The organism is Neisseria sicca (assembly GCF_014054945.1).
GTDB lineage: Bacteria > Pseudomonadota > Gammaproteobacteria > Burkholderiales > Neisseriaceae > Neisseria > Neisseria sicca.
This window is the reverse complement of the sequence record NZ_CP059566.1, coordinates 2,495,020-2,520,902: the sequence shown is the minus strand read 5'-3', so window position 1 is coordinate 2,520,902 and position 25,883 is coordinate 2,495,020. Positions and strand designations below refer to the sequence as shown.

Genomic DNA, 25,883 nt, shown 5'->3' with positions numbered 1-25,883 from the left:
AAAACATACCGCGGCGTACCGTATGCTTTCAGACGACCTCTTATCCTACTACCGCCCTACTCTTCTGCTTTTTCCGCTGCGCTGCGGCGGGAAACGCTGATGCCTAATTGTTTGAGTTTGCGGTAGAGGTGTGTGCGCTCCAGGCCGACTTTTTGGGCGACGCGGCTCATGTTTTGCCCTTCTTGGGCGATGTGGTACTCGAAATAGCGGCGTTCCAATTCTTCACGCAGTTCGCGCAAAGGCATATTGAAGTTGAAACCGCCGACGATTTCGGTGGCGACCGTTGCCCGTTTTTGCCCCAATGCGGCAACGACCGCCTGCTCGTGGACTTCCTGTCCGTCCGCCTCCAGCATCAGGTTTTTCACGACGCTGCGGAGTTGGTCGAAATTGCCCGGCCAGTTGTATTGGCACAGGACGGTCAGCGAGCCGTTGCTGAATTTGACGGGCTGGATTTTTTCGCTGTCCGCCAATTCGGTCATGACTTGGTTGACCAAGAAAGCGATGTCTTCGGATTGGCTGCGCAACGGCGGGATGCTGATGACGTTGCCGGAAAGCAGTTCGGACAACTTGGCATCGGCGATGGCGTCTGCCGGGCTTTCATCGGTGGCGTGGCTGCCGGCGACGATAACGCGCACGTTGTAACGGTCTGCCTTACCGAGGATGAAGCTGATGCCGTTTTGGATGTTTTTGCTGTACTGCGCGGCATCACCAAGATAAAGCGTGCCGCCCGATGCTTTTTGCAGCAGTTCCAAAGGCGCGTCGGCAATGAGTTCGACGCGGCTGAGTCCGACCCAAGGCGTACCGCTTTTGTGGAAATAACGGGCAACGATTTCAAACGGCGAACCGGTTTCGCCGCTGAGCAGCACGGGGCCGCTTTTTTTCACGGCAGGCTCAAGTTGTTGCTTGAATTCTTGAATGGCGGGGCTGTTGCCGAGTTTATCGAAGGACAAGCCCGCCGCCATCTGCATTTCGCCGTGTTTGAGGGCGCGGTCGACGGTAGAGAGCAGCTTTTGCAGGGCAATCGGTTTTTCCAAAAAATCGAGCGCGCCGATTTTGGTGGCTTCGACGGCAGTGTCGATGCTGGCGTGTCCGCTCATCATCACCACGGGCATGTTGAGCTGTCCGTTTTTCGCCCACTCTTTGAGCAGGGTAATCCCGTCGCAGTCGGGCATCCAGATGTCCAACAACACCATGGCGGGACGGGTTTGGTGGCGCAGTTGGCGCGCCTCTTCGGCGTTCTCCGCCAAAGCCACGGAATAACCTTCGTCTTGGAGGATTTCCGAGAGCAAGTCGCGGATACCTACTTCGTCATCTACAATTAAAATATCACTGCTACGCATAAGTTTCTACCAATCGGGGTAAGGCTATTTTCACACACGCGCCGCCTTCGTTCTGATTGCTCAGGCTGATGCGGCCGCCGTGCTCTTCGATGATTTTCTTCACAACGGGCAATCCCAGTCCCGTACCTGTCGGCTTGTCGGTAACATACGGCTCGAAGGCATTATGCAGCATTTCCTTGCTGAAACCTTTGCCGTTGTTACAAACGGTCAATAAAACCTGTCCGTCGTTATCTTCACCGACGCTGACATTCACTTGAGGAACTTCCGCCTCTTCCGCCGCCTCTGCCGCGTTTTTGAAAATATTGTGCAACACCTGCCGCATGGCGGTGGTATCTGCGGAAATCGGCTGCGGCTTGTCGGACAAGTTCGGAACAAAGCGGCACGCCCCGCCCTCGTACAGCAGCAACACTTCTTCGACCAAGCGGTTCAAATCGTGTTTTTCAAAATTCAGCGACGGGGCGCGGGCGTAATTACGGAAGGCTTCGACCATTTCTTTCAATGCCGCCACCTGTTTGACGATGGTATCGGTCGAACGGCTGAGGATTTGGGCGTGTTGCTCATCCAATTTATCATGCAATTTCCATGCCAATCTCTCGGCGGAAAGTTGAATGGGCGTGAGCGGATTGCGGATTTCATGCGCCAACCGTTTCGCCACTTCGCCCCATGCAGCTTCTTTTTGGGCGCGGATGAGGACGGTGATGTCGTCGATCACCATCACCACGCCGTTGTCGTTGTCGTCGGGCAGGATGGTGGCTTTACCCAAGAGAATACGCGCATCGTCGGGGGCGGCGTATTCGACTTGGACGGGCTTGGCAGCATTAGCAGTTTCTTCAATGGCGGCAAACACTTCGGCAAGCAGGGTCTGCTGCGGCGATTGTCCGCGCCAGTCGTGCCAGTTGCTGCCCCACAGCGGCACCAATTCAATGCCCAAAATCCGTTCGGCGGCTTTGTTGAAGGTTTTCAGACGACCTTCGGCATCCAAAGTAATCACGCCCGTGGTCAAACTTTCCAACACGCATTCGAGATAGTGGCGCGCTGCTTCTTCGCGCAGGCGGTTGTTCTCGTCGGCTTCTTTGGCAATGGCAAGCTGTTCGGTCATGTGGTTGAACAACTGGGTCAACCTGCCGAATTCATCATTGCGGAACACGGGGCGTTTCTGGCTGAAATCGCCCTGCGCCACCGCCCTTGCGCCTTCTGCCAACGACAATACCGGCTCGACGAAGCGGCGGGCGAAATACAGCGCCATCACCAAGGCAAGGAAAATCGCCAACAGCGCGGCAACCAGCAAAGTCGCCAAGAAGAAGGTTTGCAGGCCTTGTTTGGTGTAGCTCAATTCGGCGTATTTCGCCCGCGCCGCTTCAATCAGCGTCGCGTCTTGCGCCACATCCTGCGGGATGGGCTGGCGGAAAAACAAGGCGTAATCGCGTCCGTTGTGCGCGCCGATCAGCATCCAGCCTTGCGCGTACAAGACGTTTTCTATGTTTTCCAAACTGCGTATCGAGCCGGTCTGCTCCAGCTTCTCCCATCCTTCTTTGTCGAGTTCGGGCTGGTTTAGTTTCAGCGGATTGACACTTTTCTCGGTTTTATGGGTTTTGACGTCGTAGAGCGAAAGCTGGGTAAAGCCGCCCGATTTGGCGGCATTTTTCAGCGCCTTACCCAAATCGCCGTCCACAGACGCGGTGCTGATCAGGTCGATTTGAACCGGCGTGGCGTTGCTGACAGCGTTGTCCACCGCCAGATTCAGCGCGGATTTGCTCAAGTTCAGGCTGCGTTCGAGGGCTTCGTGGGTATCGTTTCCGAACCACGAATTAATCGTACCGTTGATGAACTGCGCGGAAATGCCGAACAGGAACACGCCCGGCAATACCGCCACCAGCGTAAACATCCCCGACAGCCGCCGCGCAATCTGCGAACCGAACACGCCCTTGCTTTTGTCGCGCATGAGGAGCAGGACGTAGCGCGTCAAAACCGACGCCAACACCAGCATCAGCAGCGCACACAGGGCGATAATCCACCAGAAATATTCCGCCAGCGGGCTGGTGCTGCCCGTTGCAATGGTCAGTCCGTAGAGCAGTCCCACCGCCGCCAACACGGCAATCAGGAGAAAGCGGCGCATGGTTTACTCCTGAGAGATAGTCAGAGACTTCCAGCCGGAATCCAAGTGCCAGTTTTTAGAAGTCAATGCGTTGATTTGGAAAGGTTTGGGCAGCTTTGCTGTTGAAAGCAGCAGGCGGATTTCGGCTTGTGTGTCTTTCGCTGCAACGCCGCTTAACGCGCCTTTGGACAGCACTTTCCAGTTGGCGACCGCCCCTACGCCGCGCAAGGCGGTCTCGAGCGTGTCGTATTCGGTGGAAAACGTGCCGACGGTTATGCGGTAGCGGTTGGTCAGCGGATGGAAGGAAAGTTTGTAGTGGATGGTGTTGTCGCTGTTGAGCAGCTGGTCAAACTTGAAGCGGTAAGACGGCATGGAAGGCGCAGAAAGCTGCCAGCTCAAAGTGAAATTCAACGGCACGCCCTGCCGGAGCGCCTGTTTGAGCTGGTCGGGCAAATCGGTGCGGAAACGGCTGCTGACGGAAAGCTGCCCGGTTTCGGTCAGTTTCGCCTCGGAGCGGGTCACGCTGATGCCCTCCGCCGCCGCATTCAGCGACAGGGCGAGCAACAGCGTTCCAAACAGCCGTTTACTGCTTTTTGATAAGCGCGTAATAAAAGCCATCTTGATGTTTGTTCGGTAAAAGCACACGCGACTCGATCAGCTCGGCATCGGCGTGGCGGTTGAGGAATTTTTGCAACTGAACGTCGTTTTCTTCGACGAACACCGAGCAGGTGGCAAGCAGCATTCTGCCGTTTTTCGTCAGGGTTTGCCAAAGCGCGTCCAGCAATGCCTCCTGCTGACGGGCGGTTTTGGCGGCATCGGTCGGACGGCGCAGCCATTTCACGTCGGGATTGCGCCGCGCCACACCCGAAGCGGTACACGGCACATCGGCAAGGATGGCGTCGAAAGGCTTTCCATCATACCACGCCGCCAAGTCCTGCGCATCGGCGCAAGCCAGAGCGGTCGTCTGAAACCCCAAGCGGTCGAGATTGTCCTTCACCCTTTTCAGACGACCTTCATCTATATCCAAAGCGGTAACATGACAATCCGCCAGTTCCAACATATGCCCCGTCTTCCCGCCCGGCGCGGCGCACGCGTCCAAAATCCGTTCGCCGTCTTTAGGGTTTAACAGATACGCCGCCTGCTGCGCGCCGAAATCCTGCACCGACACCAGCCCTTCGGCAAAACCGGGCAGGCGGTTCACCGGCACGGCTTCTTCCAGCGTTACCGCATATTCGTCCAACGCCTTGGCCGCAATCCCTTCCGCCGCCAGCTTTTCCAAATACGATTCGGCATTGCCGTGGCGGCGGTTGACCCGCAGCGTCATCGGCGGATGCGATTGCAGCGCGGTAGTGATGTTGTGCCAATGTTTCGGATAATGGTTTTTCAGGTACGCCACCCACCACAGCGGCAGGTTGTGCTTCGCCACATCGTCTTTTTTGCACGAAGCCGCGAGCTTGTCGCGTTCACGTAAAAAACGCCGCAAAATCGCGTTGGCAAACGAACGGTACTGCCCACGCCCGATTTTCGCGATACTCTCGACCGCCTCGTTGACCACCGCATGAGGCGCGTTGCGCGTGTAATGCAGTTGGTACATCGCCGCCAAAAGCAGGCTTTCGAGCTGCGGATTGTCAATCGGCTTTTTCAGCATCTGCGCGAGCATATGTTTCAAGCTGCCCAAATAACGCTGGCAACCGTAGGCAATATCCTGCAACGCGCCGTTTTCCTGCACCGTCAGCTCGGGATGCGCCGCGCGGATTTGCGCCAACACATCCTGAAGGTTACGCCCTTCGGCGACTGCCGCAATGCTGTCGGCGGCGAGTTTTTGGGCGAGGGACATACTCATAAATTCAATTCCTTAAATGACTGCTGTGGTTCGATTTGTTCGTTATAGTGGATTAACTTTAAACCAGTACGGCGTTACCTCGCCTTGCCGTACTATCTGTACTGTCTGCGGCTTCGTCGCCTTGTCCTGATTTAAATTTAATCCACTATGAAAATGTAAACGCTATATAAGCGGTTCGGACGGTGTTCGGGGCAAGATTCAAATTGTGTTAATCCGATTGCCCGCTCATGACAACATCCATATAGTCCGTTCTTTTCAACACACATAAGGATTCATCATGACTTTGCGCGCCCTTTCCCTGCTTGCCGTTTCCGCCGCACTCGTTTCCGGCAGCCTGACCGCCGCGGCGGCACCGCACAAACATTCCCGCGCCATCTCCCAAGCGCAAGCCGTCAAAATCGCCAAGAAACGCGTCGGCGGCGGCCGCGTTACCGACATCGACCACAGCGACGGACGCTGGGAAATCGAAATCCGCAGAGGCTGTACCGAATACGATGTGGACGTTTCCTCACAAAGCGGCCGCGTCATCAAAGTGGACACCGACAACCACTGCGACGATTAATCGATTCTTGATTAATGGATTCTTATAGGAAGCCGGACTGTATAGTGGATTAACTTTAAACCAGTACGGCGTTGCCTCGCCTTAGCTCAAAGAGAACGATTCTCTAAGGTGCTGAAGCACCAAGTGAATCGGTTCCGTACTATCTGTACTGTCTGCGGCTTCGTCGCCTTGTCCTGATTTAAAGTTAATCCACTATATATCCGGCTTTTCTGTTTTCAGACGACCTCAAGCTTGCCTAAGGTCGTCTGAAAACATTTAATCTGCCGTTTTGTCTGATTCGGAAATTTCAGACGACCGCCCCGTCCCGTTCCAACAATGCCCGATAGCGTTCGGCATCCTGCGGCGAATAGCAACAGAAAATGATTTTTTCGACAGACGGACACTGCGGCAAGGTTTTTTTCAAAATCGTCAAAGCGGTCTCGGCAGCCAAGTCGGCGGGAAAACGGTACACGCCCGTGCTGATACAGGGGAAGGCGATGCTGCGGATGCCGTGTTCTTGCGCCAACAGCAGGGAATTTCGATATGCCTCCGCCAGCTTGACCGCTTCGCTGCGGTGTCCGCCGAACCAAACCGGCCCGACGGTATGAATCACAAATTTCGCCGGCAGCCGGTAGCCTTGGGTGATTTTAGCCTCGCCCGTGCGGCAGCCGTTCAACTTTCTGCACGCTTCCAGCAACTCCCGTCCCGCCGCGCGGTGAATCGCACCGTCCACACCGCCGCCGCCCAACAACGAGGCATTGGCGGCGTTCACGATGGCATCGACTTCAAGTTTCGTAATATCGCCTTCGACTACTTCAAACACTGCCATGATCTGCTCCTAAACTTGGGGAATCTTGTCGTCAGTTCAACAAAACCAAACGTTTCCCTGCCGATATTTTCAGACGGCCTCTGAATCATTCAAAGAAGGGTCGTCTGAAAATTAATCAGTCTGCAAACGGCTTCTACAAAACCGTCCCAACCTCAATCTTATGCCCTGCCGCAAACGCCGCAATCGGCATCCGTTTGCTGCCCGAAGGCTGCAATTCGGTAATCTTCAGCGCGTTCTCGCCACAGGCGACAACCAAGCCATCAGCCGAACAGGACAACACTTCGCCCGCTTTGCCTTGTTGCGCGACCGCTTCCGCCCGCCAGATTTTCATCGGCTTGCCTTGATATTCCACCCACGCAGCGGGAACGGGGTTGAAGGCGCGAATTTTGCGTTCAATCACTGCCGCGCTTTCGCTCCAATTGATACGCGCTTCTTCTTTGCTTAATTTTTGTGCATAAGTCACGCCTTCTTCTGGCTGCTTGACACTTTTCAGACGGTCTTCTGTTTTTAATTGTTGCAAATCAGCAACAATCGCTTCCGCACCGAGATTCATCAGCGCGTCGTGTACCTCATTCGCCGTATCGGTCGGTTGAATGGCGTAACGGTGTTCGCTGACCACATCGCCGGTGTCCAAACCAATGTCCATCTGCATGATGCACACGCCCGTCTCGGCATCGCCCGCTTCAATCGCGCGCTGAATCGGCGCCGCACCACGCCAACGGGGCAGCAGCGAGGTATGGATGTTGAGACAGCCGTGTCTCGGCGTATCCAACACGTCTTGCGGCAGAATCAGTCCGTAGGCGGCAACAACCATCACGTCGGCCTCGACTTCTTTGAGCATTTGCAGGGCTTCGGCATTGTTGCGCAGTTTTTCAGGCTGCGCCACGCGCAAACCCAATTCCAATGCGGCTTGCTTCACGGGAGACGGGGCAAGCTGCATCCCGCGCCCTTTAGGACGGTCGGGCTGGGTCAACACCAGCGGGATTTCAAAACCGGCAGCGGCAATGGCTTTTAAGGCGGCAGCAGCAAAATCGGGCGTACCGGCAAAGATGACTTTCATGGGGAAACTCCTTGGAAATGGGTTTCAGACGACCTATAGTGGATTAACTTTAAACCGGTACGGCGTTGCCTCGCCTTAGCTCAAAGAGAACGATTCTCTAAGGTGCTGAAGCACCAAGTGAATCGGTTCCGTACTATCTGTACTGTCTGCGGCTTCGTCGCCTTGTCCTGATTTAAATTTAATCCACTATATATAGCGCAACGGCAAACATTGCGACAGGTCGTCTGAAAGTTTGAAAAACAACGGCTTGCTGCCGCTTTCCTCTTTCAGACGACCTGTTCGACCGTATCATTCGGCTTTTTAGATGGTGTGTTTCTGACGTTTTTTCAGTTTGGTCTTAATCCGACCCTGTTTGAGCTGCGACAGGCGTTCGACAAAAACGATGCCCATCAGATGATCCAACTCGTGCTGCACGCAAATCGCCAACAGTCCGTCCGCCTCCAGCGTGAATTTCTCGCCTTTCTCGTTCAAAGCCTCGACCTTGACGCGCTCGGCGCGGGTAACGGTGTCGTAAATGCCCGGCACGGACAGGCAGCCTTCTTCGTAAGTGGTTTCGCCGTCTTTTTCAACAATGACGGGGTTGATGAACACGCGCGGCTCGCTGCGGTCTTCGGTCAAATCCATCACAACCACACGCTCATGCACATCGACCTGCGTCGCCGCCAGCCCGATGCCGCGCGCTTCGTACATGGTTTCAAACATATCGGCAACCAGCTTTTGGATGCGCTCATCGACTTGCTCGACAGGCTTCGCCACGGTGTGCAGACGCTCGTCGGGATATTGCAGGATATTCAGTAAAGCCATAATTTTCTCTTCGTTTTTCAATACTCGGGAAGCGCATTCAAACGCGTCCGGCAGCAGATTGTGTGTGTTTTCATACAAATTTTGCGCCTGTCTTCACAATTCCCGTGATGACACTAACATTCAATGATAAAATATGCGTCAATGAATTTCTGTTCAATGCGCACGAAACGCCTATTGACGTTTTTTAAAGGGGGACGGCGGTTTTTTGCAAACTCCCGGCCATTTCATTTTCTCCGTTTATCATTTAAAGACAAACCGAATCAATTTCAAGGGGAACGGTTATGCAACAACGTATTATAACCCTGCTTTGTGTCGCGGGCATGGCAATTTCCGCCCACGCTCAAGCAGCTTCATTAAAAGTGCGCCCCGATGCGCCGCAACGCTACGTCGTGAAAAACGGCGACACACTCTGGGGCATCTCCGGCAAATATCTGTATAGCCCGTGGCAATGGAACCGCCTTTGGGGCGCAAACCGCGGCGAAATCCGCAATCCGCATCTGATTTATCCGGGTCAGGTGTTGGTTTTGCGCTACGTCAACGGCCGCCCGCAACTGGGCTTCGAAAACGACTCCGCAGGCAATGACGGCATTCCGGTCATCAAACTCAGCCCGCGCGTTCGCGAAACGTCTTCAGGCTACGGCATCCAAACCGTCAACGTGAACTTCTACCGCATGTTCATGCAACATCCGCAGTTCATCGACCAAATGAAGACCCAAGACGCACCGCGCCTGATCGACGGCCCTGACAACCGCATCATGTACAGCAAAGGCGAACGCGTGTACGCCTACGGTGTGACCGAACCCGGCCGCTATCTGGTTTACCGCGCCGTCAAAGATCTGACTGATCCCGATACCCGCAAATACCTCGGACAAGAAGTCGTCTTCAGCGGCATCGTCAGCACCCTGCCCTACACCAACAGCGCGCTGGACTCCGCTTCCGACGAAGACCGCAAATACCTGAAAGACGGCGAATACTACACCCGCCTGCACCCGCTGGCGAAAGTGCCGACCCAAACCGCGCAGCCTATGATTGTGGAAGAAGCCGTTTCCGAAATCCGCAAAGGCGATTTCCTGCTGAAAATGGACGGCGAAACCGAGCCTTTCCAAATCATGCCGCACGCGCCGACGCAACACATCGACGGCAAAGTCATCTCCATCCTCGACGGCGTACACGAAGCCGGACAATTCCAAACCGTTACCCTGAACAAAGGTTCCGCTGACGGCTTGGACAAAGGCACGGTCTTGAGCATTTACAAACGCGACCGCCAAGTGAAAGTCGATTTGGAAGAAGGCAAAAAAGGCCGTAAGAACATCGTTAAATATGTTTCCATCCCTGCCGAAGAAACCGCATTGGCTATGGTATACCGCACCGGCGAACATCTCTCGTCCGCCATCATTTTGGAAAACCTGACCAGCATCAACATCGGCGACACCGTATCCGAACCCGGCCGCGACTTGGACAACATGTCTGACGACAAACCGCACGTCCGCAACGAACCGCAAGATTCCCACGATACGGAACACAACCAATACAATATCCACAGCAACATCAATAAATATTGATTGATTGCCGACAACAAAACGTCGTCTGAAAATTTCAGACGACGTTTTTTATATGGGTCATAAAGGTCGTCTGAAAACGACGCCGTTTATGATGAAACGCTTCTCATCGGCAGAAACCGCGTTTCGTTTTCACAAGAGCAAAATCCAATGATGCACCTTCAACAAGCTAACTCAATACAGCATTACGCTGTACAAGTTTGAAGCAAACATTTTTTTCAAACATCGAAGTTCCAGCCAAACCTTTAATTTTCCCAAATATAGTGGATTAAAATTGCAATGATACGGCGTTGCCAACGCCCTTATGTACTACCCGTACACGGCGGGCGTTGTCGCCTTGTCTCATTTTTATTTTAATTCACTATACAGTCCATCAAATTTGCCTCTCAGCAATGTTTCGCCCCACACCAAACACCAAGCCAATCAGCTTTCTACCCCCTGACGAACCGCCGCATGATTACCCATCTGATTTAAAGCAAATCCACACAACCAAAACCTACGGATATAAAAAGGTCGTCTGAAACCTTTTCAGATTTCAGACGACCTCGATATCAGAACCTAAGCAATTAATCGTCGCTGGTGAATGCCAACAAGATGCGCAACAGGCTGCTGAAAATATTGTAAATCGAGATGAAAATGGTCAGAGCCGCGCTGATATGGCTGTCTTCGCCACCGTCAATCACGGTACGCACCTGCCACATAATAACCAGCGAACTGAACACAACGAACGCGCCGGAAATCGCCAGGCTCAGAGCCGGAATTTGCAGAATGAAGTTAGCAACCACTGCAATCATCAGAACCACACCGCCGATTGCCAAGAAGCGTCCGAGCGAGTTCATGTTCATTGTTGTACGGCGCGCCATCGCTGCCATCGTAAAGAATACGCCGGCGGTCATGGCTGCGGCAACACCTACGATTTGAGTACCATTACGGATAGCAAGCGCATATTGCAGCAACGGGCTGATCAACACACCCATACCGAAGGTGAAAATCATCAACAAGACAACGCCCGTATTGCTGTAACGGTTTTTCTCGATAAGGAAAATCATACCGTAGAAGAATGCCAATACAGCTACAAAACCCATCCAGCGTGCGCCGAACATAGCGTACAGGTTTAGGTTCAAAGCGCTGCTGGCGAATGCGCCGGCAATAGCGGGAATGAAAGACAAACCCAGCAGGCGGTAAGTTTTTTGCAAGACAATGTTTTGGGAAACTTGTCCTGCAAGAGGATAGTCGTAAACGTCGTTTCGCATGGCGTTTGCTCCTGAAAAAATGTGTGAAAACAAAAAGAGTCCTGATTCTATCAGCAAATTATTGGCTTGGGCATAAAAATATGCCTACGTCGCCGTTTGAGGATAAGTGGTAGCGTTCAAAGCATTTTAAAGTGCCGCAATCATAAATTTACATAAAAGACTGCTTCTGAAACCGATGCCGAATCTTTGCCCACCCCTTTTACCGTTTGATTTGATTTTCACCGCTTCAAAACCGGATACAACAAACTTCTGCAAGATAATGGATTTTGAAATTTAATGATTTGCCATAGCAAATTTGAACAGAGCCGGTTTCAGGCTGTGTAAACAACATAAGAAATAAAATAACTTCATTGATTATTTATCAACTTTCTATTTATTGTCTGTCGAACCGTTGAATGATAGGATTGCAGCGGTAAGTGTAGTTCAATCGCTCAAAATTTCATAAACGGCTGATTTCAGACGACATCTAATGATGCGCAGAAAGCTGCTGTCTTCGATTTTAGCGATTCGTTATGTTTCACTTCATATCAATGATTACATAAGGAAATACAGTATGAACCGTCGTCAATTCTTGGGTGGTACAGCCGTTTCTTTGGCAGCCGCCGCTTCATTCGCCCGCGCCCACGGACATCATGACCATAAAGGCCATTCCCACGCTGCCCCTGCTGCTGCGTCCAAAACCTATGAAGCAGCCAGAAAAGCGGCTGCCCACTGTGTTGAAGCAGGTCAAATCTGTTTGGCACACTGCATCCGACTGCTGAGCCAAGGCGATACTTCCATGAAAGATTGCGCAACAGGTGTCAACCAAATGCTGGCATTGTGCGGCGCACTGCAAAACCTTGCCGCCCAAAACTCTCCGCTGACCCCATCTTTGGCAAAAGTCTGCATTGAAGCGTGCAAACAATGTTCCGCAGCGTGCAAACAACACGCAGGCCACCACGCAGAATGCAAACAATGCTATGAGTCTTGCCTTGCCTGCATCAAAGAGTGCGAAAAAATCGCTGCTTAATTGACGCGGCCAATAACCGGTCTGCCTGTGAAACAAACTTTGTTTTGCAGGCAGACCGGTTTGTTTAAATGGGAGGACTTTCACAAATTGATTTGAAATGTAAGTTTTGTTTGTATAGTGGATTAACTTTAAACCAGTACGGCGTTGCCTCGCCTTGCCGTACTATCTGTACTGTCTGCGGCTTCGTCGCCTTGTCCTGATTTAAATTTAATCCACTATAGAATGTTGTGTCTTTGCCTACAAAATTTTGCCATAAATTTAAAATTTCACGCGCTGGCGAAAAACGGTATGTTTAGGATTATTAAGTTCTGTAACGCGCCCCGTTCTGAAATGAAGACAACAGGTTGCAAGACTTCAATCTTAACCATTCCAATGGTCTTAAAATTTTTGCCAAACACATGATTTTCACGCTTCTTAACAGACGTTTTCTTGATAAGGTCGTCTGAAAATTGCCCGACACCTTGATAAGCTTTACAATGCAAGTAATTAAAATACATCCCGCCTTATCTTCCCTTTCATGAGTTCCGTACCCTTCATCGAAATGAAAGACGTTGCCTTCGCGTATGGCGACCGTCCGATTCTGAACAATATCAATTTCAGCATTCCCCAAGGAAACTTCGCCGCCGTGATGGGCGGTTCGGGCAGCGGCAAAACCACGCTGATGCGGCTGATTACGGGTCAGATTCATCCGCAGTCGGGTAAGATTTTGATTGAAGGACGTGATTTGGCGGGCTTTTCGGCTGACGAACTGTATGAACACCGCCGCCGTATGGGCGTGTTGTTCCAGCATGGCGCGCTGTTTACCGATTTGTCAGTATTCGACAATATCGCTTTTCCGATGCGAGAACTGACGCGCCTGCCGGAAGCGGTTATCCGCGATTTGGTTTTGTTGAAATTGAACGCGGTCGGTCTGCGCGGCGTGGAAAACCTGATGCCGTCCGAACTCTCCGGCGGGATGTCGCGCCGCGTCGCGCTTGCCCGCACGATCGCGCTCGACCCTGAAATCATGTTGTACGACGAGCCGTTTACCGGCCTCGACCCGATTTCCTTGGGCGTGATTGCCCACTTGATCAGCCGCGTCAACAAGGCTTTGCGTTCGACCAGCATTATGGTGACGCACGACATTGAAAAATCTTTGGAAATCGTCGATCAGGTGATTTTCTTGGCGCACGGCGAAATTATGTTCTCCGGCTCGCCACAGGAAATGCGCGAACTGGATTCGCCTTGGGTGCGCCAGTTTGTCGGCGGGCTGGCAGACGGCCCCGTCGCATACCGCTATCCCGCGCAAACGTCGTTGCAGCAAGATTTGCTTGGGTAGTTTTCAGACGGCCTCGGTTTGCAGACGTCGTCTGAAACGTTTGAACTGTTGTTGACTGAAGCCGAAATCATTTTTCAGACGACCCATTACCATTATCCTACAAGGTCGTCTGAAACCCGTTAATCCGTAATGGAAACCTATGAATTTTATCCGTTCCGTCGGGGCGAAAACCCTCGGCTTTATTCAATCTCTCGGCAGTATTACGCTGTTTCTGCTGAACATTCTGGCGAAATCCGGTACGGCTTTCGTCCGTCCGCGCCTGAGCGTGCGCCAAGTGTATTTTGCCGGCGTGCTGTCGGTGTTGATTGTTGCCGTTTCAGGGCTGTTCGTCGGCATGGTTTTGGGTTTGCAGGGCTATACGCAGTTATCGAAATTCAAATCTGCCGATATTTTGGGCTATATGGTCGCGGCTTCACTGTTGCGCGAACTGGGCCCGGTGTTGGCGGCGATTCTGTTTGCCAGCAGCGCGGGCGGTGCGATGACCAGCGAAATCGGTTTGATGAAAACGACCGAACAGCTCGAAGCGATGAACGTGATGGCGGTCAACCCTGTCGCCCGCGTGGTTGCGCCGCGCTTTTGGGCGGGCGTGTTTTCCATGCCGCTTTTGGCTTCGATTTTCAACGTGGCGGGGATTTACGGCGCGTATTTGGTCGGCGTAACCTGGCTGGGCTTGGACAGCGGCATTTTCTGGTCGCAAATGCAAAACAACATCACGATCCATTACGATGTAATCAACGGTCTGATCAAATCCGCTGCGTTCGGCGTGGCGGTAACGCTGATTGCCGTGCATCAGGGCTTCCACTGCGTCCCGACCTCGGAAGGCATTTTGCGCGCCAGCACGCGTACGGTGGTTTCGTCCGCCCTGACGATTTTGGCGATTGACTTTGTGTTGACCGCATTGATGTTTACGGATTGACAGGTCGTCTGAAAACGAAACAAAGAACATTGGATATTCAAGGAACTTTAATGAAAAAGAATGTATTGGAATTTTGGGTCGGACTGTTTGTCCTGCTCGGCGTGGCAGCGGTCGGTTTTCTCGCTTTCCGCGTGGCGGGCGGCGCGGCATTCGGCAATTCCGGCAAGACTTATACCGTATATGCCGATTTCAGCGACATCGGCGGCCTGAAAGCCAACGCGCCGATCAAATCCGCGGGCGTATTGGTCGGACGCGTCGGTTCCATCGAGCTTGACCCGAAATCCTATCAGGCGAAAGTTCGCCTCGATTTGGACAGCAAATATCAGTTCAGCAGCGACGTTTCCGCGCAAATCCTGACCTCCGGCCTGTTGGGCGAACAATATATCGGCCTGCAACAAGGCGGCGATACTGAACCCCTCGCCGCGGGCGATACCATTTCCGTTACCAGCTCCGCCATGGTTCTGGAAAACCTGATCGGTAAATTCATGACCAGCTTCGCCGAGAAAAACGCGGCAGGCGGCAATGATGCAGCAAAAACCACCGAATAAACGTACACCATCATATTGATACTAGGACACTTAATCATGAAAAAAACCTCTTTCATCAGCGCACTGAGCATCGGCATCTTGAGCATCAGCATGGCGGTTGCCGCCCCTGCCGACGCAGTGAACCAAATCCGTCAAAACGCCACTCAAGTATTAAGCATCTTAAAAAGCGGCGATGCCAACACCGCCCGCCACAAAGCCGAGGCCTATGCGATTCCCTATTTCGATTTCCAACGCATGACCGCGCTGGCAGTCGGCAACCCTTGGCGTACCGCGTCTGACGCGCAAAAACAAGCGTTGACCAAAGAATTTCAAACCCTGCTGATCCGCACCTACTCCGGCACCATGATGAAATTCAAAAACGCCAGCGTCAACGTCAAAGACAATCCCGTTGTCAATAAAGGCGGCAAAGAAATCATCGTCCGCGCCGAAGTCAGCGTACCCGGTCAAAAACCCGTCAACATGGACTTCACCACCTACCAAAGCGGCAACAAATACCGTGCCTACAACGTCGCCATCGAAGGCGCGAGCCTGGTAACCGTGTACCGCAACCAATTCGGCGAAACCATCAAAGCCAAAGGCGTAGACGGACTGATTGCCGAGCTGAAAGCCAAAAACGGCAGCAAATAATGCAAAGACAAGCCATGCCGTCCGTTTTCAGACGACATGGCTTTCGCACACCATGACCTTCAGGTTTTATCATCCAAGATTAAGTTGACAAGACAGCCATGCAAACCGAACTTCGCGACGGTACGCTGCACATCAGTGGCGACGTAACCGTCAAAACCCTGACCGCCGCCGCCTTTACCCGCTTCAGACAGCAATGTCGTCTGAAAGACACCCGCGCGGTCGATTTGAGCGGCGTCGGGCGCGCCGATTCCGCCTGCGTGTCCCTGCTACTTGACGCACTGCGCCGCCCGAACGGAAAAATCAGCCTGCAAGGCATACCCGAATCCGTGCGCACCCTGTCCGAGCTTTACGAAATCAAAGACTGGTTGAACCCATGAAAAAAACCACCGCTTCACTCCTATTCCTCATCGGCCTGACCTCAACCCCCGCATTTGCCGAGAACAACCCCGCCGACCCCTACGAAGGCTACAACCGCGCCGTCTTCAAATTCAACGACAAGGCCGACCAATACGTCCTCGCCCCCGTCGCACGCGGCTACCGCAAAATAACGCCCAAGCCCGTCCGCACCGGCGTGAGCAACTTCTTCAACAACCTGCGCGACGTCGTCAGCTTCGGCAGCAACGTCTTGCGCCTCGATGTCAAACGCGCCAGCGAAGACCTCGTCCGCGTCGGCATCAACACCACCTTCGGACTCGGCGGCCTGATTGACGTCGCAGGCGCAGGCGGCGTTCCCGACAACAAAAACACCCTCGGCGACACCTTCGCCACATGGGGCTGGAAAAACAGCAACTACTTCGTCGTCCCGCTGCTCGGCCCCTCCACCGTCCGCGACACCGCAGGCAACGCCATTACCACCGTCTATCCCGTCAAAAGCGCCGTGTTCCACACCCCTGCAGGCCGCTGGAGCACCACCGGCTTGAACATCGTCAACACCCGCGAAGCCCTGCTTGACCTGACCGACGGTTTGGAAGACGCCGCCATCGACAAATACAGCTACACCCGCGACCTCTACATGAAAGTGCGCAGCCGCCAAACCGGCGGGACATTACCGCAAGGCGAGGATGACAATATCGACATCGATGAATTGGTGGACAGCGATCTGCCTGCCGAAGCCGGGGCAGATGCCTCCAATACCTCTGTCGGCGAAACTGCCGACCTTTATTTATACACCCCTATCCAAACCGGTAACACCAGCCGATGATGCGGCAAACGATAATCCTGTTTCCATGCAAAAGGTCGTCTGAAACCTCATTTCAGGGTTTCAGACGACCTTTTTCTATGCCGTTTTAGAGAATCATAAGTCTGCTTGCGCGACTCACCGCCAAGCCTGCCCCGCAGCATATAGTGGATTAAATTTAAATCAGGACAAGGCAACGAAGCCGCAGACAGTACAGATAGTACGGAACCGATTCACTTGGTGCTTCAGCACCTTAGAGAATCGTTCTCTTTGAGCTAAGGCGAGGCAACGCCGTACTGGTTTAAAGTTAATCCACTATAAAATCAGAATGACCGTCACAAGAAGGTCGTCTGAAAAATCGACTTCAACGGAAATTCCTATTTCCCATCCGTTGGATACCCGTTTTCAGACGACCTCTCAGGGTGGTTCAATCATTCAAAATCAAACAACTATGCAGTCTCTGCACACCCGCCATCCGCGTATTTTCAGTTTTATGGGGCTTAAAAACTTATCCGAATTGAGGCAGATTCCAATCAATCCAAAATATTAATGTGATACGGCTTTTAATTTTCTGATGGCAATTCTTGATCTTCAAATTTCATACTTTCCGGATTTAGCTTCCAAATCGTCTTATCTTTAGAAGATATGGATTTTTTACCCTGATGAAATTCATAGCAGACCCTATCTGTTTTTAATACAAACTCTTTGCCAAGTTCAAATTCCATCACACACTTTCCTTGCGGCTTCAAGGACAAGGTATCTTCTACATGGTAACTTAGTATTCCATCTATTTTTTTAAAATTGAAGGGTGGGCGCAACAATTTTTTATTGTCATAGAATGATTCATATACCAAGTCTATCGAGCCTAAAGTTGGGAGGCCGGTATGGTCTTGACCTATGCTTCCATCCTTTCTATTGACCAGATAGATAACATATTCTTGTTCAACAATGCTATTTCCTTCAGATTCTTCCGACTCTCCATTAATGGCAACAACAAGCCATGCAAATGAATCATTATAGGGAATCACACCCAAAACTTTTGCATGCTCGGGGACACTTGTTGGAACAGCATATATATATTCTTTAACATCCTTTGGTGCCTTAATCTTATTCAAATCCAGAAAGCCATTTGACAGTCTCGGGTAGGATTGAAACCAGGTTTTAGATGAAATAGGCAAGGTTAAACATTCCGCCTCTGCCAAATGCTTCTGTTCCTTAGGATAATTGATGTAGCACTTATCCTTGTCGGTTTTTTGAGACGATACGGCAGGCTCTTTTTTGTTGTTTTTATCCACAAGAGTTTCTTGGGAAGCTGCCGGTTCGACGTGGCAAGCCGCTAAAGCAGTGAGTGAAAACACGAATAAGATTGCGCTGTTGAGTTGAGAAAAAATCATATCTTTCCTTAAATACCCATTCATTTTGGCTCAAGCCCTTTAAGATATGAAGAATGATAACATCCAATATGAATTTTTACCTACTCATCCGCAGAAGTTTCTTCCCTTACCGACATAAGCCTATTTTGCGGCAAAACCCGCTATTCTAAAGTATAGTGGATTAACTTTAAACCAGTACGGCGTTACCTCGCCTTAGCTCAAAGAGAACGATTCTCTAAGGTGCTGAAGCACCAAGTGAATCGGTTCCGTACTATCTATACTATCTGCGGCTTCGTCGCCTTGTCCTGATTTAAAGTTAATCCACTATAACCGCATTTCCCGCCGCTTCGTCCCACAATTCCCGCTTCTTCCCTACCGTCAGTTTTTTTATCGCGATTTCCCGTTTCAGCGCCTCGCTTTTGGAGAGGCCGTCTGAAACGATACGCATCGCCGCGGGTTTGTTCAGCCGCGTATATTTCGCTCCTTTGCCGGCGAGGTGGGCGGCGAACCGCTCTTGCGGGCGGTTGCTGATACCGCAGTAGAGTGCGCCGTTTTCGCACAAAATCAGGTAAACGCGCCAATTTTCTGCGTTCATGTGTCTGCTTCCTTGGCGAAACTTTCCGTGAAGATACGGACGGCGGCTTCGGTTTTGGCGGACTGGACGCGGTAAGGCGTCACCAAATAGAGGCTGACCGGCGGCAGCGTCCATTCGGGCAAAACGGTTTTCAGACGGCCTTGGGCGATTTTTTCCCGAACTTCGCCGCCCACTTGCAAAGACAAACCGAAACCGCTTTCGGTCAGGCTGCACACGGCGGCAAGATGCGTGCAGGCAATGCTGTCGGCAATATCGAGAAAATAGCTTTCGCCGCCGTGTTGCAAGGTCGTGCGGACGGGCAGGAAGTGCAGCCAGCGGTGGGCGTGAAGCTGCGAGGGATGGGTGATGGGCGGATGGCGGTCGAGATAATCGGGCGCGGCGCAAATGCTGTACGGCCAGGTAACGAGATGGCGCGCGACCAGATTGGGATCGTCCAAAGCGCGGTCGCCGCCGCGTATGGCGATGTCGGTCTGATTGTGTTGCAGGTCGTCCAAAGTATCGCTGAAATTGAGGACGGGTCGGATTTTGGGAAACTCGGTTTGCAATCGTGAAAACGCCGTCTGAAAAGCGTGGGAACTAATGACGCTGGACGTTAGGGAGATACGCAATTCGCCGACAGGTTCGGTTTTCAGATTGTCGATAACGGTACGCGTATCGGCGAGGGTAGCGGCGAGGCGGCGGCAGTATTCGCCCAAAGCGCGGCCGGCATCGGTGGGCGCAAGGCTGCGCGTGCTGCGGTTTAACAGCTTGATGCCGTGCAGGGTTTCGAGGCGGTTGATGTGCTGGCTGACGGCAGACGGGGTCATACCCAGCGCGGCAGCGGCGGCGTTCATGCTGCCGTGTTTGAGGACGGCGGCGAAAACGAGCAGGGGTTTGATGTCTTGCATTCTTCTATGATGAGACCGTCTGAAAGTTTGGTTTTAACGAAGTCCAAACACTTTCAGACGGCCTTCTATTTTGATTGTTTAGTTTAACTTCACAATCATAACAGCAAATCAGGGATTATCAAGCGTTTCAGACGACCTTACAATGCATTCATCTAATCAATCACACCCCAACCAGGAGTCAAACATGAAAATCGCAGTCATCGGTGCAACAGGTTATGTCGGCAACGCAGTCGTTCGAGAATTGGCGGGGCACGGGCATGAAGTGACCGCTTTCGCGCGCAACACGGACAAAGTGTTCCAAGCGCAAAATGTTGCTGCCGTCTCCGCAGACGTGAACGCGGCAGATTTTGCCGACAAGCTGGCGGGCTTTGACGCCGTGGTCAGCGCGTTCAATCCCGGCTGGACCAATCCCAATATCGGCGCGGATTTTACACGCGGCGCAAACAGCATCGTCGAAGCGGCAAAAGCGGCGCAAGTGCCGTATCTCTTAATCGTCGGCGGCGCAGGCAGCCTGTATGTCGCGCCTGATTTGCAAGTTGTCGATACGCCCGACTTCCCCAAAGCCATTTACGACGGCGCCAATGCCGCACGCCATCTCTTGACGGCACTCCTGCCGCGCCGCGATGTGAACTGGTCTTTCGTTTCCCCTCCGGCACGACTGGGCGCGGACGGCGGTTTCAACGAAGACAAAACCGGCAAATACCGCTTGGGCAAAGACGATTTGCTGATGGACGGCGAAATTCCGGCAGGCATCAGCGTGGCGGATTTGGCAGTCGCCATCGCCGACGATGTGGAAAACAAAGCGCATTTGTTTGAACGCTTTACCGTTGCCGCCGCTTAACAGCCAAACATAACAAAGGTCGTCTGAAAACTTTGAACTGTCCCCAAAATCTTGGACACTCATAAAAGCCTATTCAGGCGCTCTGTGCAAGCTGGGTTCTGTATGCGACAGGACTCAGCTTTTTCAATTTCAAACTGCAACGCTCCCGGTTGTAGTAATCCATATAGTCATCTATCTGCTTCATCAATTCATCTACCGTCAATTCACCTGCGTTATAGAAACACTCCGTCTTCAACACCGCAAAGAAGCTCTCCATCGGCGCATTGTCCCAACAGTTCGCCTTTCGCGACATGCTTTGAACCATGGAATGCTCCGCAAGCAATTCCCTATACCCCGCCGTACGGTACAGCACACCTTGGTCCGAATGAAGCATCGTTCCTTTATCAGTCAGACGGGGTGTGGCTTTTTCAAGCATTTCCTTCACCATTTCGCTGTCGGCTCTGCGGCTCATGGCGTAGGCGACGATTTCCCGGTTGAACAGGTCCAATATCGGTGAGAGGTACAGTTTGCCGTCCTTCCCTTTGAGTTCGGTAACGTCGGTCAGCCATTTTTCGTTGGGCTTTTCAGCTTTGAATAGGCGTTTGAGGAGGTTTTCCGATATTTCGCCCATAGCGGGATGGCGGTAGGCTTTTTTCGCCCGTATGAGGGCTTTCAGTTCCAACTGCTTCATCAATCGCGCCGCTTTTTTGCGGTTCCAACCCAATGCTGCGGCAATGCGCCTTTGTCCGTAGCGTCCTTTATGCCGCCGGTAGGTTTCGACAAGGAGGGCTTTGTCGGCTTCGTCGGGGTCGGGTCGGTTTTGGTGGTGGTAGTAAAAGCTGCTTTTAGGCAGGTTTGCGATGTGCAGCAGGTATTTGAGCGGGTGTTGCGCCCTCAGTGTTTGGACGGTTTGGCTTTGTCCTTTGCGGTCTGCTTTTGGCTGAGGGCTTTTAACTCCTTTAGGTAGGCGACCTCTGCGCGCATATAGCACAACTCTTCAATAAGCTCTGCCTGCGTTTTTTCTTGGTCGGGTTTATCTGCGATGAAGGGGTTTTTTCGATGTTGGGGCATGGTTTTGGATTGGGGATGTTCGAGTGCGCCGATGCCGCCTTCTTGATAGGCGCGTATCCATCGTCTCAGGTGGGTTCGGGAAATGCCGTAGTGATCTGCGGTACGCTGTTGGCTGCGTATATGCAGGTAGTGGAGTACGGCTTGGTATTTGAAGTGTAATGTATATTTGCTCATAAAAAAACTGCACCTTGTGAGTTGGAGGGGATGTCCAACTTTTGGGGTGCAGTTCACTTTGGAAATCAGGTTTTCAGACGACCTTTTTGTATTCGCTCTACATCACCCGCTGCAACCGACCGCCCCTTTTTTATCGGAAGCGTTTTTGGGAAAAAGAACGAAGATTTGGGTTTCAGACGACCTTCGTGTCGGTTTACCTGAAGGGAAATCGGTGTTATTGTGTTTGGCAGTCTGTTGAAAATAAAATGATTTATGGAAAGAGACTCTTTAAACAGCCAGCATTTCGTCCGACTGGTGCAACAAGGTGGCGGCAGCGATTATCTGAGCGGCAATTACCGTTTCGATACGCTGCACAGCGGCATTTCCCTGCATGGCGGCTGCGTGACCGCGCAAAAGGATTTCCAAAGCACGCAGCTTGCCGAGCCGTATATTTCGTTCATCCTGCTGCTGGAGGGGCGTTTGGATTTCGCCATCAATCAAAACCGCTATCAGATTGAGGCTGACGGCGGACGGGTGGTGTTGATTGCTGCGGAGGAGGAGATTTTGTTCAGCCGTTATCTCTATCAAGGGGAGAAAACGGCGAAAATCACGTTGAAAGGCATAGAGCAATGGTTGTCGCAACCGCAATACGCGGCGATGCTGCCGGCGGTTTACCGCGAGACGGTGCGGCATTGGCATTTGAGCGATGAATTGCGCGCTTTGGCGGAAAACAGTTTGATGCTGTCGGCGCAAGGCGACGGTCTGGGCGATGTTTTGCAGCGCGAAGCCGATGCTTTGCAGTTGCTCGCAGGATTGTGGCGCGATTTTTGCAGCCGTTATCCGTTGTCGCCATCGTCTGAAAAATCAGGCGGGACGGTTCGCCCGTCGGATGGGGACGGGTTTGTGCATGGTTTGAATCAGGCATTTGACCAAGGCGCGCACCAAGTGGCGGAACTCGCCGCCGCGCTGCACGTCAGCGAACGGACGCTGCAACGCCGTCTGCGGGATTATTTCGGGATTACCGTCAGCGACTGGCTGCGGCACAAACACATGCAATATGCGCTGTATGCGTTGACGACGGGCAAAGAGAGCATCAGCGAAATCGCCTACCGTTGCGGCTATGGACACACATCCAGCTTCACGCAGGCATTCAAGCAATATTTCGACTGCACGCCTGCGGAGGTGCGCAAGCGGGAGGATTGATGTCGGATGGGATGTTTAGAGGTTTAAAGGTCGTCTGAAACGGTTTCAGACGACCTTTGTGTATGCCAAGCATTAGAGATGGAACCTCTCAAGCCGCCCCCTTCACTTTTTCCGTTTCGCCCGCGGATGCCCCTCGTCGTAAACCTTGGCCAGATGGTCGAAATCCAGCTTGGTGTAAATCTGCGTGGTCGAGAGGTTGCTGTGTCCCAACAGTTCTTGCACGGCGCGGATATCGCGCGAGGATTGCAAAAGGTGGCTGGCGTAGCTGTGGCGCATCATGTGCGGGGAAATGTGTTGCCCGCTGCCCTGCTGCACCGCCCATGCCTGAAGGCGTTTTTGGATTTGCCGCTGCCCGAGCCGCGTGCCGTTTTTGCCGGTAAAGAGCGCGGTTTCGCCATCTGCTGCCACGCGTTCGGACAGATAGGCACGCAAGGCTTCGACGCTTTTGCCCGACAGCGGGATTTGCCGCTCTTTCCTGCCTTTACCGGTTACGCTCACCCAGCCTTCGTCCAGCAACACATCGCCCAAATCCAAGCCGTGTATCTCGCTCAGGCGCAGGCCGCTGCCGTACATCAGTTCAAACAAGGCATGGTCGCGCACCGCCAAACTGTCGTCGGCAGGCGCGCTGTCGAGCATATGGTTCAACTCTTCCTGCGGCAGGGCCTTGGGCAGGCGTTCGGGCAGGCGCGAGGCTTTCAGGTTGAAGGTCGGGTCGTTGTCCATCATGCCCGACTGCACGAGCCAGCCACAATATTGCCGCCACGCCGATAATTTGCGCGCCAGCGTCCGTTCGCTCAAGCCTTGTTGCGACAGCCGTTTCAACGCCGCCACAAAATCGCGCCGTTTCAAATCCTGCGCCGTTTCAGACGACCCTTTCGTCAAAAGCCGCACAAGTTCGGTCAAATCGCGCCCGTAGGCAGACAGCGTGTGCGCCGACTTGCCCTGTTGCCCCAACATTTTCAAATAGCCGTCCAAAGACAGTCCGAAATCGCGCGCCAACATTTTTCAGACGACCTCCAACACGGTTTTCAAAGCCTGCGGCAACCGGCAAACCTTTTGGCGCGCATAATCGAAACACACCATACCCGTGCGCGCCTGCGCCAGCATCTTGCCGTCCGCGATACGTGTCAGGCGGAACAGCAGCGCGAATCCGCCCTTGCCGATGTCCTCGACGCCCATTTCCGCCGACAATTCATCGCCGTAAAAGCCTTGTGCCAAATATTGCACCGCCGCGTCCGCCATAATCAGCCCCGCGCCGCCCGCGTCCGTTTCACTCCAGCCCAAACCTGCCAGCCAACGCATCCGCACCTCGTGGCACAAACGCAAAACGGCATCGTTCGCCAGATGGCCGCCGTAATTCACATCGCCCACCTGCACGCACAAGGTCGTCTGAAACAACACCGCATCCACATCCGCCACTGCAAACTTAGCCATCACACACCTCCCGCCGCCGTTTCAGACGACCCCGAAAAAAAACCGTTATTATAAACCATGCCAGAAAAATACCGACCGCACCGTTTGCCCGCCGCAGTTGCCCAAAATCTCATTAATATATAAAACTGATGTAGCCCTGTGTAGTTTTTTAATAAGAAAAACATTATAATTTCCCACATCACCATCCCGCTACCTCACCAAGGAGATTTAAATGGCACTCGTATCCATGCGCCAACTGCTCGACCATGCCGCCGAAAACAGCTACGGCCTGCCCGCATTCAACGTCAACAACCTCGAACAAATGCGCGCCATCATGGAAGCCGCAGACCAAGTCAACGCCCCCGTTATCGTTCAAGCATCCGCCGGCGCGCGCAAATACGCAGGCGCGCCGTTTTTACGCCACCTGATTTTGGCAGCCGTTGAAGAATTCCCGCACATCCCCGTCGTCATGCACCAAGACCACGGCGCATCGCCCGACGTATGCCAACGCTCCATCCAACTGGGCTTCTCCTCCGTTATGATGGACGGCTCGCTGCTCGAAGACGGCAAGACCCCGTCCACCTACGAATACAACGTCAACGCCACCCGTACCGTCGTTAACTTCTCCCACGCCTGCGGCGTATCCGTCGAAGGCGAAATCGGCGTCTTGGGCAACCTCGAAACCGGCGAAGCCGGCGAAGAAGACGGCGTAGGCGCGGCAGGCAAACTCTCCCACGACCAAATGCTCACCAGCGTCGAAGATGCCGTGCGCTTCGTCAAAGACACCGGCGTGGACGCACTCGCCATCGCCGTCGGCACCAGCCACGGCGCATACAAATTCACCCGTCCGCCCACCGGCGACGTATTGCGCATCGACCGCATCAAAGAAATCCACCAAGCCCTGCCCAACACCCACATCGTCATGCACGGCTCCAGCTCCGTTCCGCAAGAATGGCTGAAAGTCATCAACGAATACGGCGGCAAAATCGGCGAAACCTACGGCGTACCCGTAGAAGAAATCGTCGAAGGCATCAAACACGGCGTGCGTAAAGTCAATATCGACACCGACCTGCGCCTCGCCTCCACCGGCGCCATCCGCCGCTTCATGGCAGAAAACCCGTCCGAATTCGACCCGCGCAAATACCTGAGCAAAACCGTCGAAGCCATGAAACAAATCTGTCTCGACCGCTACCTCGCATTCGGCTGCGAAGGTCAGGCAGGCAAAATCAAACCTGTTTCCCTTGAAAAAATGGCAAACCGCTACGCCAAAGGCGAGCTGAACCAAATCATCAAATAAACAACGGGACAATCAAACGGGCGGCCATCCAAGCCGCCCGTTTTGTTTTGAAGGGTATGGGTTAAGTGCAAACCCGTACGGCACTGCACTGCCCGCTCTGATTTAAATTTAATACGCCGGCTTTCCAAACCAGACAAAAGGTCGTCTGAAAA

The 25,883-nt window shown here is 53.0% G+C and carries 27 protein-coding genes; 12 read left to right on the top strand and 15 right to left on the bottom strand.

Annotation, left to right across the window (positions count from 1 at the left end):
- Positions 1–56 precede the first annotated feature (56 nt).
- The 4 genes from H3L95_RS12005 to rsmB are packed head-to-tail and all read right to left on the bottom strand — an operon-like array spanning position 57 to position 5,278.
- Positions 57–1,340, bottom strand: coding sequence for a sigma-54-dependent transcriptional regulator (locus H3L95_RS12005; protein WP_003760526.1), 1,284 nt, complete (start codon positions 1,338–1,340; stop codon positions 57–59).
- Complete coding sequence (locus tag H3L95_RS12000) at positions 1,333–3,456, bottom strand: sensor histidine kinase (RefSeq protein ID WP_003760528.1); 2,124 nt, start codon at positions 3,454–3,456, stop codon at positions 1,333–1,335. The genes H3L95_RS12005 and H3L95_RS12000 overlap by 8 nt, the downstream gene beginning before the upstream one ends.
- A 3-nt stretch (positions 3,457–3,459) precedes the next feature.
- Positions 3,460–4,053 carry a DUF4390 domain-containing protein gene (locus H3L95_RS11995; protein WP_003742625.1) on the bottom strand — a complete coding sequence of 198 codons (594 nt, stop codon included), beginning with the start codon at positions 4,051–4,053 and terminating at the stop codon, positions 3,460–3,462.
- Positions 4,019–5,278, bottom strand: a complete 1,260-nt coding sequence (rsmB, locus tag H3L95_RS11990) for a 16S rRNA (cytosine(967)-C(5))-methyltransferase RsmB (protein WP_003760530.1) — start codon at positions 5,276–5,278, stop codon at positions 4,019–4,021. The genes H3L95_RS11995 and rsmB overlap by 35 nt, the downstream gene beginning before the upstream one ends.
- A 277-nt stretch (positions 5,279–5,555) precedes the next feature.
- Between rsmB and H3L95_RS11985 the strand changes: the two genes are divergently transcribed.
- Positions 5,556–5,840, top strand: coding sequence for a PepSY domain-containing protein (locus tag H3L95_RS11985; protein WP_003760535.1), 285 nt, complete (start codon positions 5,556–5,558; stop codon positions 5,838–5,840).
- 286 nt (positions 5,841–6,126) lie between these two features.
- On the opposite strand, the gene H3L95_RS11980 is transcribed toward H3L95_RS11985, so the two are convergent.
- The 3 genes from H3L95_RS11980 to def form a co-directional block, all read right to left on the bottom strand.
- Positions 6,127–6,648 carry an O-acetyl-ADP-ribose deacetylase gene (locus H3L95_RS11980; RefSeq protein ID WP_003760538.1) on the bottom strand — a complete coding sequence of 174 codons (522 nt, stop codon included), beginning with the start codon at positions 6,646–6,648 and terminating at the stop codon, positions 6,127–6,129.
- A 133-nt stretch (positions 6,649–6,781) separates the two neighbouring features.
- A complete protein-coding gene (gene fmt, locus H3L95_RS11975; RefSeq protein ID WP_003760540.1) occupies positions 6,782–7,708 on the bottom strand; it encodes a methionyl-tRNA formyltransferase in 927 nt (308 codons plus the stop codon).
- Between the two features lie 300 nt (positions 7,709–8,008).
- Positions 8,009–8,512 (bottom strand): peptide deformylase, encoded by a 504-nt coding sequence (def, locus tag H3L95_RS11970; protein WP_029609881.1) that lies wholly within the window; start codon positions 8,510–8,512, stop codon positions 8,009–8,011.
- 281 nt (positions 8,513–8,793) lie between these two features.
- On the opposite strand from def, the gene H3L95_RS11965 reads away from it, so the two are divergent.
- On the top strand, positions 8,794–10,074 hold the full coding sequence (locus H3L95_RS11965) for a LysM peptidoglycan-binding domain-containing protein (protein ID WP_003760544.1): 1,281 nt from the start codon (positions 8,794–8,796) through the stop codon (positions 10,072–10,074).
- 563 nt (positions 10,075–10,637) lie between these two features.
- On the opposite strand, the gene H3L95_RS11960 is transcribed toward H3L95_RS11965, so the two are convergent.
- Positions 10,638–11,324: a Bax inhibitor-1 family protein gene (locus tag H3L95_RS11960; protein ID WP_003760551.1), complete on the bottom strand. Its 687-nt coding sequence runs from the start codon at positions 11,322–11,324 to the stop codon at positions 10,638–10,640.
- Positions 11,325–11,877: 553 nt separating this feature from the next.
- Between H3L95_RS11960 and H3L95_RS11955 the strand changes: the two genes are divergently transcribed.
- From H3L95_RS11955 to H3L95_RS11925, 7 genes are all read left to right on the top strand, one after another.
- A complete protein-coding gene (locus H3L95_RS11955) occupies positions 11,878–12,333 on the top strand; it encodes a four-helix bundle copper-binding protein (protein WP_040668908.1) in 456 nt (151 codons plus the stop codon).
- A gap of 517 nt (positions 12,334–12,850) precedes the next feature.
- Positions 12,851–13,651: an ABC transporter ATP-binding protein gene (locus tag H3L95_RS11950; protein ID WP_003760562.1), complete on the top strand. Its 801-nt coding sequence runs from the start codon at positions 12,851–12,853 to the stop codon at positions 13,649–13,651.
- A 139-nt stretch (positions 13,652–13,790) separates the two neighbouring features.
- Positions 13,791–14,567, top strand: a complete 777-nt coding sequence (gene mlaE, locus H3L95_RS11945; protein WP_003760565.1) for a lipid asymmetry maintenance ABC transporter permease subunit MlaE — start codon at positions 13,791–13,793, stop codon at positions 14,565–14,567.
- A gap of 50 nt (positions 14,568–14,617) precedes the next feature.
- Positions 14,618–15,115 (top strand): outer membrane lipid asymmetry maintenance protein MlaD, encoded by a 498-nt coding sequence (gene mlaD / locus H3L95_RS11940; protein ID WP_003760568.1) that lies wholly within the window; start codon positions 14,618–14,620, stop codon positions 15,113–15,115.
- A gap of 36 nt (positions 15,116–15,151) precedes the next feature.
- Positions 15,152–15,742 (top strand): MlaC/ttg2D family ABC transporter substrate-binding protein, encoded by a 591-nt coding sequence (locus H3L95_RS11935; protein ID WP_003760571.1) that lies wholly within the window; start codon positions 15,152–15,154, stop codon positions 15,740–15,742.
- A gap of 98 nt (positions 15,743–15,840) precedes the next feature.
- On the top strand, positions 15,841–16,119 hold the full coding sequence (locus tag H3L95_RS11930; protein WP_003760573.1) for an STAS domain-containing protein: 279 nt from the start codon (positions 15,841–15,843) through the stop codon (positions 16,117–16,119).
- Positions 16,116–16,943 carry an MlaA family lipoprotein gene (locus H3L95_RS11925; protein ID WP_040668911.1) on the top strand — a complete coding sequence of 276 codons (828 nt, stop codon included), beginning with the start codon at positions 16,116–16,118 and terminating at the stop codon, positions 16,941–16,943. The genes H3L95_RS11930 and H3L95_RS11925 overlap by 4 nt, the downstream gene beginning before the upstream one ends.
- Before the next feature lie 539 nt (positions 16,944–17,482).
- On the opposite strand, the gene H3L95_RS11920 is transcribed toward H3L95_RS11925, so the two are convergent.
- The 3 genes from H3L95_RS11920 to H3L95_RS11910 form a co-directional block, all read right to left on the bottom strand.
- Positions 17,483–18,313, bottom strand: coding sequence for a hypothetical protein (locus tag H3L95_RS11920; protein WP_182096167.1), 831 nt, complete (start codon positions 18,311–18,313; stop codon positions 17,483–17,485).
- A 295-nt stretch (positions 18,314–18,608) separates the two neighbouring features.
- On the bottom strand, positions 18,609–18,887 hold the full coding sequence (locus H3L95_RS11915; RefSeq protein WP_003760586.1) for a GIY-YIG nuclease family protein: 279 nt from the start codon (positions 18,885–18,887) through the stop codon (positions 18,609–18,611).
- A complete protein-coding gene (locus tag H3L95_RS11910) occupies positions 18,884–19,774 on the bottom strand; it encodes a LysR family transcriptional regulator (protein WP_003760590.1) in 891 nt (296 codons plus the stop codon). Before H3L95_RS11910 ends, H3L95_RS11915 begins: the two co-directional genes overlap by 4 nt.
- Before the next feature lie 184 nt (positions 19,775–19,958).
- On the opposite strand from H3L95_RS11910, the gene H3L95_RS11905 reads away from it, so the two are divergent.
- Positions 19,959–20,615 carry an NAD(P)-dependent oxidoreductase gene (locus H3L95_RS11905; protein WP_003760591.1) on the top strand — a complete coding sequence of 219 codons (657 nt, stop codon included), beginning with the start codon at positions 19,959–19,961 and terminating at the stop codon, positions 20,613–20,615.
- Positions 20,616–20,688: 73 nt separating this feature from the next.
- Here the strand turns inward: H3L95_RS11905 and H3L95_RS11900 are convergent, their stop codons facing one another.
- Positions 20,689–21,585, bottom strand: a complete 897-nt coding sequence (locus H3L95_RS11900; protein WP_040668031.1) for an IS3 family transposase — start codon at positions 21,583–21,585, stop codon at positions 20,689–20,691.
- On the bottom strand, positions 21,489–21,839 hold the full coding sequence (locus tag H3L95_RS11895; protein WP_003756620.1) for a helix-turn-helix domain-containing protein: 351 nt from the start codon (positions 21,837–21,839) through the stop codon (positions 21,489–21,491). Before H3L95_RS11895 ends, H3L95_RS11900 begins: the two co-directional genes overlap by 97 nt.
- Before the next feature lie 252 nt (positions 21,840–22,091).
- On the opposite strand from H3L95_RS11895, the gene H3L95_RS11890 reads away from it, so the two are divergent.
- Positions 22,092–23,021, top strand: a complete 930-nt coding sequence (locus H3L95_RS11890) for a helix-turn-helix transcriptional regulator (RefSeq protein ID WP_003761909.1) — start codon at positions 22,092–22,094, stop codon at positions 23,019–23,021.
- A 102-nt stretch (positions 23,022–23,123) separates the two neighbouring features.
- Here the strand turns inward: H3L95_RS11890 and H3L95_RS11885 are convergent, their stop codons facing one another.
- Together H3L95_RS11885 and H3L95_RS11880 are read right to left on the bottom strand one after the other, a co-directional pair.
- The gene (locus tag H3L95_RS11885; RefSeq protein WP_182096166.1) at positions 23,124–24,023 is read right to left on the bottom strand and encodes a tyrosine recombinase XerC; all 900 of its coding nucleotides are present in this window, start codon (positions 24,021–24,023) and stop codon (positions 23,124–23,126) included.
- 3 nt (positions 24,024–24,026) lie between these two features.
- Entirely contained in the window at positions 24,027–24,455 is a 429-nt protein-coding gene (locus H3L95_RS11880) for an acyl-CoA thioesterase (RefSeq protein ID WP_003761914.1), read from the bottom strand.
- 211 nt (positions 24,456–24,666) lie between these two features.
- On the opposite strand from H3L95_RS11880, the gene fba reads away from it, so the two are divergent.
- Entirely contained in the window at positions 24,667–25,731 is a 1,065-nt protein-coding gene (fba, locus tag H3L95_RS11875) for a class II fructose-bisphosphate aldolase (RefSeq protein ID WP_003761919.1), read from the top strand.
- The last annotated feature ends 152 nt before the right edge of the window (positions 25,732–25,883 follow it).

Coding starts and splice junctions, on each gene's coding strand:
- H3L95_RS12005 (WP_003760526.1), bottom strand. CDS start 1,340: ATGCGTAGCAGTGATATTTTAATTGTAGATGACGAAGTAGGTATCCGC.
- H3L95_RS12000 (WP_003760528.1), bottom strand. CDS start 3,456: ATGCGCCGCTTTCTCCTGATTGCCGTGTTGGCGGCGGTGGGACTGCTC.
- H3L95_RS11995 (WP_003742625.1), bottom strand. CDS start 4,053: ATGGCTTTTATTACGCGCTTATCAAAAAGCAGTAAACGGCTGTTTGGA.
- rsmB (WP_003760530.1), bottom strand. CDS start 5,278: ATGAGTATGTCCCTCGCCCAAAAACTCGCCGCCGACAGCATTGCGGCA.
- H3L95_RS11985 (WP_003760535.1), top strand. CDS start 5,556: ATGACTTTGCGCGCCCTTTCCCTGCTTGCCGTTTCCGCCGCACTCGTT.
- H3L95_RS11980 (WP_003760538.1), bottom strand. CDS start 6,648: ATGGCAGTGTTTGAAGTAGTCGAAGGCGATATTACGAAACTTGAAGTC.
- fmt (WP_003760540.1), bottom strand. CDS start 7,708: ATGAAAGTCATCTTTGCCGGTACGCCCGATTTTGCTGCTGCCGCCTTA.
- def (WP_029609881.1), bottom strand. CDS start 8,512: ATGGCTTTACTGAATATCCTGCAATATCCCGACGAGCGTCTGCACACC.
- H3L95_RS11965 (WP_003760544.1), top strand. CDS start 8,794: ATGCAACAACGTATTATAACCCTGCTTTGTGTCGCGGGCATGGCAATT.
- H3L95_RS11960 (WP_003760551.1), bottom strand. CDS start 11,324: ATGCGAAACGACGTTTACGACTATCCTCTTGCAGGACAAGTTTCCCAA.
- H3L95_RS11955 (WP_040668908.1), top strand. CDS start 11,878: ATGAACCGTCGTCAATTCTTGGGTGGTACAGCCGTTTCTTTGGCAGCC.
- H3L95_RS11950 (WP_003760562.1), top strand. CDS start 12,851: ATGAGTTCCGTACCCTTCATCGAAATGAAAGACGTTGCCTTCGCGTAT.
- mlaE (WP_003760565.1), top strand. CDS start 13,791: ATGAATTTTATCCGTTCCGTCGGGGCGAAAACCCTCGGCTTTATTCAA.
- mlaD (WP_003760568.1), top strand. CDS start 14,618: ATGAAAAAGAATGTATTGGAATTTTGGGTCGGACTGTTTGTCCTGCTC.
- H3L95_RS11935 (WP_003760571.1), top strand. CDS start 15,152: ATGAAAAAAACCTCTTTCATCAGCGCACTGAGCATCGGCATCTTGAGC.
- H3L95_RS11930 (WP_003760573.1), top strand. CDS start 15,841: ATGCAAACCGAACTTCGCGACGGTACGCTGCACATCAGTGGCGACGTA.
- H3L95_RS11925 (WP_040668911.1), top strand. CDS start 16,116: ATGAAAAAAACCACCGCTTCACTCCTATTCCTCATCGGCCTGACCTCA.
- H3L95_RS11920 (WP_182096167.1), bottom strand. CDS start 18,313: ATGATTTTTTCTCAACTCAACAGCGCAATCTTATTCGTGTTTTCACTC.
- H3L95_RS11915 (WP_003760586.1), bottom strand. CDS start 18,887: ATGAACGCAGAAAATTGGCGCGTTTACCTGATTTTGTGCGAAAACGGC.
- H3L95_RS11910 (WP_003760590.1), bottom strand. CDS start 19,774: ATGCAAGACATCAAACCCCTGCTCGTTTTCGCCGCCGTCCTCAAACAC.
- H3L95_RS11905 (WP_003760591.1), top strand. CDS start 19,959: ATGAAAATCGCAGTCATCGGTGCAACAGGTTATGTCGGCAACGCAGTC.
- H3L95_RS11895 (WP_003756620.1), bottom strand. CDS start 21,839: ATGAGCAAATATACATTACACTTCAAATACCAAGCCGTACTCCACTAC.
- H3L95_RS11890 (WP_003761909.1), top strand. CDS start 22,092: ATGGAAAGAGACTCTTTAAACAGCCAGCATTTCGTCCGACTGGTGCAA.
- H3L95_RS11885 (WP_182096166.1), bottom strand. CDS start 24,023: ATGTTGGCGCGCGATTTCGGACTGTCTTTGGACGGCTATTTGAAAATG.
- H3L95_RS11880 (WP_003761914.1), bottom strand. CDS start 24,455: ATGGCTAAGTTTGCAGTGGCGGATGTGGATGCGGTGTTGTTTCAGACG.
- fba (WP_003761919.1), top strand. CDS start 24,667: ATGGCACTCGTATCCATGCGCCAACTGCTCGACCATGCCGCCGAAAAC.